Source organism: Halorussus sp. MSC15.2 (assembly GCF_010747475.1).
Lineage (GTDB): Archaea > Halobacteriota > Halobacteria > Halobacteriales > Haladaptataceae > Halorussus.
In genome coordinates, this window is record NZ_VSLZ01000002.1 from 491,026 (window position 1) to 502,825 (window position 11,800).

At 65.8% G+C, this 11,800-nt stretch carries 11 protein-coding genes and 1 pseudogene; 5 read left to right on the top strand and 7 right to left on the bottom strand.

The genetic code is table 11. The features are described from left to right. Window positions 1–16: 16 nt before the first annotated feature. The 4 genes and pseudogenes from FXF75_RS09615 to FXF75_RS09630 all read right to left on the bottom strand — a co-directional run bounded on the left by FXF75_RS09615 (window position 17) and on the right by FXF75_RS09630 (window position 5,253). The gene (locus FXF75_RS09615) at window positions 17–1,234 is read right to left on the bottom strand and encodes an ABC transporter ATP-binding protein (protein WP_163521658.1); all 1,218 of its coding nucleotides are present in this window, start codon (window positions 1,232–1,234) and stop codon (window positions 17–19) included. After that, the gene (locus tag FXF75_RS09620; protein ID WP_163521659.1) at window positions 1,227–2,879 is read right to left on the bottom strand and encodes an iron ABC transporter permease; all 1,653 of its coding nucleotides are present in this window, start codon (window positions 2,877–2,879) and stop codon (window positions 1,227–1,229) included. Before FXF75_RS09620 ends, FXF75_RS09615 begins: the two co-directional genes overlap by 8 nt. Further along, window positions 2,879–4,030, bottom strand: coding sequence for an extracellular solute-binding protein (locus FXF75_RS09625; protein WP_163521660.1), 1,152 nt, complete (start codon window positions 4,028–4,030; stop codon window positions 2,879–2,881). The genes FXF75_RS09620 and FXF75_RS09625 overlap by 1 nt, the downstream gene beginning before the upstream one ends. 60 nt (window positions 4,031–4,090) lie before the next feature. Then, window positions 4,091–5,253 (bottom strand): annotated as a pseudogene (locus tag FXF75_RS09630) (alpha-1 4-glucan-protein synthase). Window positions 5,254–5,320: 67 nt separating this feature from the next. Here FXF75_RS09630 and FXF75_RS09635 point away from each other — a divergent pair. The 4 genes from FXF75_RS09635 to FXF75_RS09650 all read left to right on the top strand — a co-directional run bounded on the left by FXF75_RS09635 (window position 5,321) and on the right by FXF75_RS09650 (window position 8,819). After that, window positions 5,321–5,548: a hypothetical protein gene (locus tag FXF75_RS09635; RefSeq protein WP_240334594.1), complete on the top strand. Its 228-nt coding sequence runs from the start codon at window positions 5,321–5,323 to the stop codon at window positions 5,546–5,548. Between the two features lie 76 nt (window positions 5,549–5,624). Continuing rightward, window positions 5,625–5,804: a hypothetical protein gene (locus tag FXF75_RS09640; RefSeq protein ID WP_163521661.1), complete on the top strand. Its 180-nt coding sequence runs from the start codon at window positions 5,625–5,627 to the stop codon at window positions 5,802–5,804. Window positions 5,805–5,904: 100 nt separating this feature from the next. Beyond that, window positions 5,905–7,542, top strand: a complete 1,638-nt coding sequence (locus tag FXF75_RS09645; protein WP_163521662.1) for an acyl-CoA synthetase — start codon at window positions 5,905–5,907, stop codon at window positions 7,540–7,542. 203 nt (window positions 7,543–7,745) lie between these two features. Further along, the gene (locus tag FXF75_RS09650; protein WP_163521663.1) at window positions 7,746–8,819 is read left to right on the top strand and encodes a HAMP domain-containing sensor histidine kinase; all 1,074 of its coding nucleotides are present in this window, start codon (window positions 7,746–7,748) and stop codon (window positions 8,817–8,819) included. Between the two features lie 32 nt (window positions 8,820–8,851). Here the strand turns inward: FXF75_RS09650 and FXF75_RS09655 are convergent, their stop codons facing one another. Next, on the bottom strand, window positions 8,852–9,853 hold the full coding sequence (locus tag FXF75_RS09655; protein WP_163521664.1) for an asparaginase: 1,002 nt from the start codon (window positions 9,851–9,853) through the stop codon (window positions 8,852–8,854). 117 nt (window positions 9,854–9,970) lie between these two features. Between FXF75_RS09655 and FXF75_RS09660 the strand changes: the two genes are divergently transcribed. Then, entirely contained in the window at window positions 9,971–10,564 is a 594-nt protein-coding gene (locus tag FXF75_RS09660; protein ID WP_163521665.1) for a hypothetical protein, read from the top strand. On the opposite strand, the gene yciH is transcribed toward FXF75_RS09660, so the two are convergent. Next, window positions 10,496–10,801 (bottom strand): stress response translation initiation inhibitor YciH, encoded by a 306-nt coding sequence (yciH, locus tag FXF75_RS09665; protein WP_163521666.1) that lies wholly within the window; start codon window positions 10,799–10,801, stop codon window positions 10,496–10,498. The two genes, FXF75_RS09660 and yciH, sit on opposite strands and share 69 nt — an antisense overlap. Before the next feature lie 168 nt (window positions 10,802–10,969). Beyond that, complete coding sequence (locus FXF75_RS09670) at window positions 10,970–11,662, bottom strand: CPBP family intramembrane glutamic endopeptidase (RefSeq protein ID WP_163521667.1); 693 nt, start codon at window positions 11,660–11,662, stop codon at window positions 10,970–10,972. Between the last annotated feature and the right edge of the window lie 138 nt (window positions 11,663–11,800).

Sequence of the window (11,800 nt, forward strand, 5' to 3'; positions counted from 1 at the left end):
CGCCTGCGACGCCGGTTCATCTGGAGCGCGCGGTCTCGGAGACGCGCTCGGTAATCGACTCGCCTTCCTCCTCCGGCGGGTACCACGCCAGCGTGTGGTCGGCGTCGAGCGCCACGCGGACCGGCTTGCCGATGTCGAGTTCCTCGACGTGGTTGTGCTGGCAGTGGACCACGTCGCCGTTGTCGAGTTCGACCCGGTAGACGAAGGAGGGACCGGTGTACTGGCGGTGGATGATGTGACCGTCGGCCTCCGACTCCTCGACCACGGTCGCCCGGAGGTCGTCGGGGCGGACCAGCACGTCGAGGTCGGTCCCCGCGTACTCGGTCGTCAGGCCGTTGAGTCGCTGCGGGGCGAAGTTGCCGATGGGCGTCACGACCGTCCCCTCCTCGTGCCACGCCGAGAGGAATCCGGCCTGTCCGAGGAAGGAGGCGACGAACCGAGACTCGGGATGCTCGAAGACGCTCTCGGGTTTACCGACCTGTTCGACCTGCCCGTCGTTCATCACGGCCACTCGGTCGGAGATAGAGAGGGCCTCCTCTTGGTCGTGAGTGACCGAGACGGCGGAGACGCCCGCCTCCTTCAGGATTCGGCGGACCTCCTCGCGCATCTCGACCCGGAGGCGAACGTCGAGGTTCGAGAAGGGTTCGTCCAACAGGAGGATGTCGGGTTCGGGCGCGAGCGACCGCGCGAGGGCGACGCGCTGTTGCTGACCGCCCGACAACTCGTCGGGCGTGGCGTCGCGGTGGCCCGCGAGGTCAACGAGTTCGAGCAGGTCGTCCACGCGGCGCTCGGTCTCTCGCTCGTCGGCGTCCGTGAGACCGAAGGCGACGTTCTCGGCCACGGTGAGGTGCGGGAACAGCGCGAAGTCCTGAAAGACGAGACCGACGTCTCGGTTCTCGGGCTTGACGTACCGGGTCTCGTCGGCCACTACCTCGCCGCCGAGTCGGACCTCGCCCCCGTCGGGGCGTTCGAGTCCGGCCATCATCCGGAGCGTGGTGGTCTTGCCGCATCCCGAGGGACCGAGCAGGGTGAGGAGTTCGCCCTCGTGGACCGACAGCGACAACGAGTTCACCGCCGTCTCGGCGGCGTACTCTTTGATGACGCCGTCGAGTTCCAGCACCGCCTCCGGGTCGGTCTGGGCCTCGCTCTCGCGTCGCGGTGCAGTCGCCGACGTGGGTTCCGGTTCGGTTGCGTCCATCGTTTCGGGGTCGTCGTGTGTGGATTCGCTACGCATCTTTCCCTCCTTCTTGGCGCACCAGACTACCGTCCTGCTTGAGGAGGACGAGCATCGAGAGCGCGGAGACGCCGACGAGGGCGAGCGCGGGGACGGCGGCCTGTCCGTAGTAACCCGCGTCCTGTACTCGCCAGATGTACGTGACGAGGGTTTCAAAACCTGTCGGACGCACGAGCAGGGTCGCTGGTAGTTCCTTCATCGTGGTCAGGAAGACCAGCGCCGCGCCCGCGACCACGCCGGGCCGGACGAGAGGAAGCGTCACGCGGCGGAACGCCGCGCCCGGCGATTCGCCGAGAGTCCGGGCGGCCTCCGTGAGTTTCGGGTCCACCTGCAGGACCGACGACCGGACGGACCCGACTGCCTGCGGCAGGAATCGGACGACGTAGGCGAACACCAGCAGAGGAATCGTCTGGTAGAGGCTCACCTCGACGCCGAGCAACTCCGGCGTGTTCGACGACGAGAAGTAGACCAGCGCGAGACCCAGCACGACGCCCGGAGTCGCGTAGCCGACGTAGCTCGCGCGCTCGAACAGCGTGGCGAGCGGGGAGTCCGAGCGACCCGAGAGGTAGGCGACGGGAAGCGCCGCAAGCGTCGCGGCCAGCGCGGCCAGCGCCGCGACCCACACAGAGTTCGCGCCGTACACCCACGAGAACCCGAACCCGCCACCGGCGAAGCCCGGACCGCTCCGGGTCAGCCACATGAACAGGATACCGACGGGGACGACCAGACACAGCGTGGCGACCAGCGCGCAGAACAGGAGCGCCGGACCCTTCCAGAGACCGAGCGAGATGCGGACCGTCCCCGACCCGCGAGAGACGTGGGCACCCTCCTCGCTCTCGGAGATGCGGTTTTCGAGCGCGAGGATGACCGCGGCGAACGTGAGCAGTTGGAGCGACAGCAGGGCCGCGTAGTTCGGTTCCCACATCGCCACGTAGATTTGCTGGGTGAACACCTCGAAGTGCATGATGGCCGGGGTTCCGAAGTCCGAGAGCGCGTAGAGCGCGACGAGCAGGCTCCCGGCCGCGATGCCGGGCGCTATCTGGGGGAGCGTGACCTTCCGGAAGGCGGCCCAGCGACCGTGGTTGAGCGTCCGGGCGGCTTCCATCAGCGTGCCGTCGAACGATAGCAGCGCGGCCCGAGTCGTCAGGAAGACGTAGGGGTACGTGAAGAGCGTGAGGACCAGCGTCGCGCCCTCGAACCCGTAAATCGTCGGAATCGACTCGACGCCGAGCGGCGCGAGCAGGTCCGAGAGGACGCCGTGAGGGCCGAAGGCCGAGACGAACGCGAACGCGCCGATGTAGCTGGGCACGACCAGCGGGAGCGAGACCACGACCGTCCAGAACCGCCGAAACGGCAGGTCGGTCTGGACCGTGAGGACCGCGAGCGGGACGCCTATCAGAATCGACCCGAGCGTGACGCCCGCGACGAGCGCCACGCTGTTAGTCACGACTTCGAGCGTCGAGGGTTGGAAGAGCAGGTCGAGCGCCTGCTGGGAACCGATTTCGAGCGACCGAATAACGAGCCACACGACCGGAAACGCGACCGCCGCGGCGACCGCCCCCGCCAGCAGGACCAGCGAGACCGGCGGCGACTCCTCGTCGCCGAGTTTCGCGGTGGCACGCCGGAGACGGTCGCGGGTCGCCATCAGAGAACACCCACCTCGCGCATCAGCTTGAGGGTCGGTTCGAGGTTCGAGAGCTTCGAGAGGTCGAGTTGAGGCGGCTTGAGTTCGTCCACCGTCGGCAGCGGACCGACCGGCGACACCTCGGGGACCGTGGGGTACGCGAACGTCTGGGTGGCGAAGAACTCCTGGGCCTCCGAGGAGAGCAGGTGGCGCACGAAGTCCGCCGCGAGTTCCTTCTGGTCGGTGCTCTTGAGAATCTCACACCCCGAGACGTTGACCAGCGCGCCCGCGTCGTTCTTCGTGAACGCGAGGTCGATGGGGGCGTTCTCTCGGGACGAGATGACTCGCAGCGCGTAGTAGTGGTTGGCGAACCCGGCCTGTATCTCGCCGTCCGCGACCGCGTTCGAGACTTGGAACTCGTCGGGGTAGCGCGAGATGTTCTGGTTCTGCATGCCGCGGAGCCACTGCTTGGTCGCCTCGGGACCCTCCAGCAGGCGCATCGCGGTGACGAACGACTTGAACGCGCCGTAGGTCGGTGCCCACCCCATCGCGCCCTTGAGTCCGGCGTTCTGCGTGAACTTCCCCACCTTGTTCGGGATGTCGGACTCCGAAAGTTCGTCCGTATTGTACGGAATCGACCGCGCGCGCCCGGCGACGCCGACCCACGAGCGGTCGCCGTCCTTGAACCCCTTCGGGACGGGTTTCACGACGCGCTTCGGAAGCTTCGTCGCGATTCCTGCGTCGGCGACCAGACCCAGCGACGTGGAGTCGATGGACCAGAACACGTCCGCGGGACTCTCGCCGCCCTTCTCGACCTCGATGATTTCGTTCGCGAGTTGGGTCGAGGGGGCCATCCGAACTTTGGCGGTGAAGTTGGGGTACTTCCGCTCGACGAGTCGGACGAGGTTCTCGTAGAGTCCCCCCTCGCCGCCGCCGAGATACAGGTTCAACGTTCCTTCGAGGTCCGGGAGGTCGTCCATCGACGTGCCGCCCGGTGCGGAGCGTGATTCGACCAGCGGACCCGACCCGCGGAAGTCCGAAATCGTGAGGTCCGAACCGTTCTCGTCCTGCTGCTGCGTGAACTGACTCAGACACCCCGACAGTCCGGCCGCCGCGCCGACCGCACCCGACGCGAGAAGCCGACGCCGTGTCCATCCGCGACGCTTGCTCATGTTTAGAATTAGGGCGACCTAAAACTCTTATACCTACCGATTCGGGGTTCGTCCGGACCTTCAGTCGTCGGCGGGCGCGGGGGTCGTCTCGACCGGCCGGAGTTCGTCCAGCGCCGAGAGCCAGTCGAGCATGTACTCGCCGACGTAGTTGAAGAACTCGCCGTTCTCGTACGCCTCGAAGTCGCTCTCGGCGAGTTCTCGGGCCATCGCCTCGAAGACGCCCGCGTAGGAGTCGGCGTCGCTCCCCGTCCCGTCCACGACTTCCCAGAGGTGTTCGTTGAGTTCGAGACCGGGCACCTCGTTGTTCAGGTCATCGAACGTCGAGCGCGGGGCCTTGTTGTGCTCGCACAGCGGATAGCCGTTGTAAATCGTCTTGTCCAGCACGTCGCAGGCCCGCTTGAGGAACACGCCCGACCAGATGTCGTCGAACCGGCCGACGTTCCACCGGTTGTCGTCCATCGGCAACTGGTAGAACGCCGGAATCACCTCGCGCTCGAAGGCGAGGTTCATCGAGCAGACGGTGAGGTAATTCCCCCGCGCGGCCACGAAGTCGCCGGTGTAGTCGTCCGTCGTGGTCCGGGTCTGGGCCTGCCCCTGCAGGTCGCCGTCCATCAGGATGCGGACCGCGTCGAGGTCCGGAACGTTGGTCCAGAGTCCCTGCGAGGCCACCACGTCGGAGACCTCCGCAGTGCCGGTCTCGACGTCTCGTCCATCGCGGCGTAGGGGTAGCCGCGGGGGTAGAGACCGTGGTCCTCGAAGTTCTGGTAGAGGACGTTGACCCAGTTCTCGTCGGAGGACACTTCCTCGACTTCGCCCTCGAAGTCCAGATTCCGCATGTGGCGACCGAAGAAGTCGAAGTCCTCGTGGGGCAGGGTATCGTCGTCGATGAAGAAGCCGTAGTCGAACTCGTTGGCCCAGATGTACAGCAGTCCGAAACTCGTCTCCGCGTGACTCGCGGCGGGGACGAGGTGGTCGTACTCCGCGATGCCCTGCGCGTCGTACCACTCCTCTCGCCGACTGGCGTCGAAGACTTCGCCCGAGACGCCCTCCTCGGCGAGCATCTCGGCCATCTCGTCGGTGTCGCAGAAGTCCTCGGTGACCAGCAGGACGTGCAGGCGGTCCAAGTCGAATCCGTGTTCGCGGGCGTTCTCGAAGTAGGCCCGCATGCAGTCGTACTCCCGAACCGTCGGGACGACGACGCAGATGTCCTCGCTCGCGCTCATTCCTTACCACGAGATGGTTTAGGCATGCCTAAAAGGTTGTCTGTTCGCTTCGTCGTCCCGGGCAAACATGTCCGGAGACGGACCGAAGGGAACCGGCGTCGAAGGGACAGGTATGGTTGCTAACGACATGCAATCAAAATTGGGCATCGTACTCCTCGTCCTCGGGGGTATCCTGCTGTTCGGCCCGGTCGCGCTCGGTCTGCCGTTCGTCTACGCGGCGAGCGCAGTCTCGGTCCTCGGTCTCGCGGCCGGTGCGGTGCTAATCGGCACCGCGGAGGACGGACGGCCGGTCTAAGGCGATGCGCCGACCTGCACAGAGACCACCCGGAGCGGCAATCGGACCTAAGTTACCGGCCGGTGATACGACGGACATGGACGACGCCACGCAACTCTGGGGCGGGGTCGGACTCATCGTCGTCGGTGCGCTCGTCCTGTTCGCGCCGCTCGTGTTGGAGTTCACGTACACCACGCTGCTGCTGTCGGCGGCGGTCCTCGTGCTGGCCGCGGGGTCGGTGCTTATCGGACTGTCGCGGCGCGGACGGGCGGTCTGAATCGGGTACTTCGCTGTCCGGACTCCTGTTTTCCTTCGGAAGTAGCCCCGCGTTCAGGTCGGCGATACAATGAAATATCCGCCTGTCGAGATTCCAAGATATGCCTCTCGATTACGAACGCGAGCGCGAGACCTTCGAGTGGGATATTCCGGACGACTACAACATCCCGGCGGTGGTCGAGGACCACGGCGAGTCGTTCGGCGACCGACTCGCGGTCCGGTTCCGCGACGACGAGGGCGGCGAGACCGAGCGGACCTACGCCGACCTGCGCGACGACCAGAACCGGTTCGCCGCCGCGCTGGCCGACCTCGGCGTGGGCGAGGGCGACCGCGTGATGCACCTGTTCCCGCGCCACCCCGACGCGTTCGCCGTCCAGTTGGGGGCGCTCGCGCGCGGCGCGCTGCTGGTCCCCTGTTCGGCCATGCTCAAACCCAAGGACATCGCCTTCAGGGCCAACGACTGCGAGGCCGGGACCGTGGTGGTCCACGAGAGTCTCACAGAGATGGTCGAACCCGTGTTGGACGAGACGCCCCTCGACACCGTCATCGTTCTGGACGCGGACGGCGACCCCGAGCGCGAGAACTGGCACGCCTTCGCCGACCTGCTCTCCGGACGCGACGCCGACCACGACGGGCCGGAACTCTCGGCCGACGACCCGATGTCCATCAACTACACCAGCGGGACGACCGGGCAACCGAAACCGGTCCTCCACCGCCACCGGTGGATGCGGTGCTTCGAACTCGTCAACGCTCCGTACTGGTGGGGCGTGGACAGCGACACCGACTTCTCGGACGAACTGCTCTGGGCGACCACCGGGACCGGGTGGGCCAAGTGGTTCTGGAGTCCCGTGGGCGTGGGACTGACGACCGGCGCCTCGCAGTTCGTCTACGACGGCGACTTCGAAGCCGAGACTTTCCTCGACCTGCTGGAGGAAGAGCGCGTGACGCGCCTCTGCGCCGTGCCGACCCAGTACCGGATGTTCACGCAGGTCGAGGGATTGGGCGAGTACGACCTCGCGCTGACCGAGGCGGTGTCGGCGGGCGAGCCGCTGAACCGCGAACCGATTCAGGAGTTCGAGGAGGCGTTCGGCGTCACGCCGCGGGACGGCTACGGCCAGACGGAGACGGTCGCGCTCGTGACGAACTACCCCGGCATCGACGTGAAGCCGGGGAGCATGGGCAAGCCCGTACCGGGTATCGACGTGACCCTGCTGGACACGCAGGACGAGGAGGAAGTGGACGCGGGTGAGACCGGCGAAATCGCGGTTCCCGTCGGGAGTCCGGCCATCTTCGACGGCTACTACGAGAAGCCCGACTTGGACGAAAAGACGTTCCACGGCGATTACTACCGGACCGGCGACCTCGCCCGACGCGACGAGGACGGCTACTACTTCTTCGAGGGCCGGGCCGACGACATCATCATCTCGTCGGGCTACCGCATCGGCCCGTTCGAGGTCGAGGACGCGCTGGTCGGCCACGACGCGGTCGCGGAGGCCGCCGCGGTCGCCAGTCCGCACGAGGAGCGGGGTAACGTCGTGAAGGCCTACGTCGTCCTCGCCGACGGATACGAGGGAAGCGAGGAACTGACCGACGAGTTGCAGGAGTACATGAAAGCGGAGACGGCCCCGTACAAGTATCCGCGCCGCATCGAGTACGTCGAGGAACTGCCGACGACTTCCAGCGGGAAGATTCGGCGGATAGAGCTTCGGGAACGGGAGCGACAGCATTTCGGCGAGTGACGATTTGTTAGCTATACCTACTTTTATTCGTACGTGTCTATCCAGTGAAGTGATTATCAGCAAGACCTTTCATCTACGGACGTAACGGCGGGAGTATGCGTCGAGAACGAAATCGGTCCGGGGATGCAGACGGAAAGTGGAGTTTGGCCCTCGTCACCGGTCTAGGGTTAGTTTTTCTGCTCGGCTACGTTGGTGAAGTATTGGTGGTCTACGAGTTTCTGAACGTCTTCTCACCGGGGTTCCTCGGCGGGTTCGTCGTCTCGATGATATTCGTCTCGGCGCTCTTGGGGGGCGCGTACTGGCTCGACCGAACCGACATCCCGACCGAGCGGTATCTGCGCATCGCCAAGTGGGTCGTGGGAGGGATGGTGTTCTTCTTCGCTATCAACCTCGTCATCATGGCGATATCGAACACGGACGACCTCGCGTTTCAGTTCTCGTGGGGACGATGGGCGGCGAACGTCGGCGCGGCGGGCGGATTGCTGGTCGGGTACGTCGAGGCGCGCGCCATCCAGCGCGAACTCGAAGCCCAACGGGCCGAGATACGCGCTGAGGAGGCCGAGAGCCAGCGGCGGTGGCTCGACTACTTGAACGGACTCCTCCGTCACGAGGTGCTGAACAGCGCGAACATCATCACCGGATACGCGTCCATCCTGCTCGACGACGACACGCTCGACGACACGACAGAGGCACACCTCGCGACGATTCACCGACAGGGCCGAAACATGACGAACGTCATCAGGGACGTGCAGGTACTGCTGGAGACCACCTCCGAACCCGACCGATTGAAACCGATGAACCTCTCGGACGTACTCGCCGACGAACTCGACCAACTCCGCGACACGTACGAGTCGGTGACGGTCGAGGCGTCGATACCCGACGACGTGACCGTGTTGGCCGACGACCTCTTGGCGCGCGTGTTCTCGAACCTCTTTCGGAACGCGGTCGAACACGACGACTCCGAGCGTCCGGCGGTCCGCGTGACCGTCGAGGAGACCGGTGACACGGTTCTCGTCAGGGTCGCGGACGACGGCCCGGGGATTCCGGCGAACGACCGGGGGACGCTGTTCGAACGCAGCGACAACACCGGGGCCAGTCACGGTCTCGGTCTCTACCTCGTTCGGACGCTCGCGGAACGCTACGACGGCCGAGTCGAACTGACAGAGACCGGTTCCGACGGGAGCGTGTTCACGGTCGAACTCTCTACGACCGACCGGGATACGGACGAGACGGCCCCGGTCGAGGAGCACGACCCGGTCCCGCGACCGGCCCAGTAGTCCGAAACGTATACGGCGATACGACCGTCGCGCTACTGGTCGGTGAAGTACTCGGCGACGTCTTCGCCCGTTCCCGCGCGCTCGACCGCCGCCAGCGCCAGCGCCAACTTCACCCGCGCTTTCCACGGCGCGAGGTCGCCGCCTGGAATCGCGCCCGCGTCCTGAAGCGTCTTGCCGCCGCCCGCCGTCCCGTACACCGCCCCGGTCGTCCCCGCGCCGCAGCGCGAGGTCAGCACGACCGGAACGCCCGCGTCGATGGCGTCCACGACGGCCGCGCCGAGTTCGCCGGTCGTGTTGCCGAGACCGGTTCCGGCGATTACGATACCGTCAGCACCCGCCTCGACCGCGCGCTCGACCTGTGCCCCGTCGACGCCCGCGGCGGAGACGACCATCTCGACTCGGGCGTCCGGCGCTTCGACGGACGCCTCGCCGTCCGCCACTGGAACGTGGACCGACTCGCTGGCGGGGTCGCGGTGGAACCGAACCGCGTCGCGGGTCAGCGTGGCGACCGGGCCGTCGTTCGGCGAGGCGAACGCCGCGAGTTTGTGCGTGTGGACCTTCCGCACGTCGCGCGCGGCGTGGAGTTCGTCGTCGAACGCGAGGTAGACGCCGTCGTCTACTCGTCGGTTGGTCGCCGCGCGCACCGCCGCCAGCAGGTTCGCGGGCGCGTCGGAACTCGGTTCGTCCAGTCGTCGCTGCGCGCCCGTGACGACCACCGGGACCGACAGCGAACAGGTCAGGTCGAGGAAGTACGCCGTCTCGGCCATGGTGTCCGTGCCGTGGGTGACGACCACCGCGTCGGCCCCGTCTTCCACTGCCTCGTGTGCGCGCTCGGCGACCGTCGCCATGATATCGAAGTCCACGTCGAATCCGGGGACCTGTGAGACCGATTCGACGCTCGGGTCTGCGTGGGCCGCGAGGTCCGGAACCGAGTCGAGGAGGTCCTCGCCGTCGAGACTCGGGGCCGCCCCGTCCTCGTCTGGCGTGCTTGCGATGGTGCCACCGGTCGCCACGACGTGTACGTTCGGAAGCATACGCGTATTCAGGTCCGACGACGCCAAGAACTTACGGAATCACGCGTATCCCTCAGTTCCGAGAGGTGTTTCAATTTCTCCCCGGAATTTTATATTTCGGTCCGTCGTACGTGTCCTGTGTTCGGAAGTTTCCCCGCCGAAGCGGAACCTGACGGGGCGGTGTTCGGACCCCATCACTTCTACATCGGCGTCCTGCTGATACTGCTGGTCTGCCTGATGGTGCGCGACCCCGACTCGGAGTCGGCACCGTGGGGCGTCGCCGGTCTGACCCTCTTGTCGGTGTTCTCGTTCGCCCTGACGTGGCCCTACTACCCGGCTGTGGGCGCGTTCGGCGTGCTGGTCCTGCTCGGCGGCGCGACGGCGATTTCGGTCGTCCGGCCGTTCTGGTGGCGCTACGGGTTGTTCGCACGGAGCGTCCTCGTCGTCGGCCTGTTCGTGGCGTGGGACGACGTCCTCAGCCACGCGCTCGGGTGGCGGACGCCGCTCGACGCGCTCTGGATTCGGTATCTCTACCCCTACGTCTCGGACCCGTACGTCCCTTCCGGCGTTCGACTCCCGTCCGACGTGCGATTACCGTCGGAAGTAGAGTTACCCTCGGGGATAGGAATACCGTCGGACGTTCGATTCCCCTTCGACGTGCGGTTACTCGCCGACGTTGAACCCTTCGTCGCGGAGAATCTCCCCGACGCGCTCGCGGTGGTCGCCCTGTAGTTCGATGCGGCCTTCGTCCACGGTGCCGCCGGTGGCGAGTCGGCTCTTGAGCGTCGAAGCGAGGTCGCCGACGTCCACCGACGAGTCGTCGAACCCCTCCACGATGGTCATGGCCTTGCCGTAGGTCCGCTCCTCGACCCGGACCGCGAGTCGTTGCTCGGCCCTGCCGAGGTCCTCGTCGATACCGAGTTCGTCCGGAAGCCCCGAAACGTCGCTGATGTCTTTGTCTTCCCCCATGTCCCGACGTATGGCGTCCGGCCCAATCAGCCTTCCCCGCCGGGGTGTTTCGCAGAGGTGAGTCTGCGAGAACTGACTCGACTTCACGCTCCTGATTCGCGTGACAGTACGTTGGCATCCATCGACGGACTGCACGGTACGGTCCGGCGACGGGATTCCCAGTGCGAATCAGGGAGTACCGCCGAAGTGGAGGAGCGCGGGTGAAATCCACATCGTGGCGTGGACCAGCGTGGGAACGACCAAGTTGTCCGTCCGCTCGTAGGCGGTTCCGAGGACACCGCCGATGAGGGCGGTGACTACCGCAGTCGAGAGGGGGTCCGTCCCGCCACTGTACAGCGCGAGCGGGACGTGCATCGCGCCGAACAGCACGGCCGCCGAGACGACCGCGACCGAGGGGGCGAACTGCTCCCGGAGTCGTCCCTGAACGATGCCTCGAACCAGGATTTCCTCTGCGGGGACCGAGACCAGAAACCACGACGCGAAGACGACGACCCACATCGTCGGCGACCGGGACAGCGCGTCGGTAACGAACCATCCTCCCCTCGGGGCCGACAGGAGGGGGACGAACAGAAGTAGCGCGACCATCCAAGCGACGTCGCGTCGCGTCGGGAGAGAGAACCGGACGTAGCGCCAAGGAGCGTCCCGGACGAGGAGATAGCCGACCGAGATAACGAGGTATCCGAGTCCCACCTGTCCGTATCGGACGATGGACAGTATCGTACTATCGCCCAGACCCCCGAGGTCGGCAGCGAAACCCAGTCCGTCGCTCACGAGAAGTGCGGCGACGACGCCGAAGGCGGTCACTCCGAGGACTTCGCAGACGACCAGGAGGTTGTTCCACCGAACCTCGAACGTTGACATCTATCGGTGTTGTCACAGTAGGCACCTGTTATTTTACTGATTTCATCGACCGGGGACGCTCGCTTTCCACTCAGCTATCGGTCGGCTGAAAGCTCTCCTGTGCCATCCCCGAGTTATAAACCCCTACTCCGCCTTCGC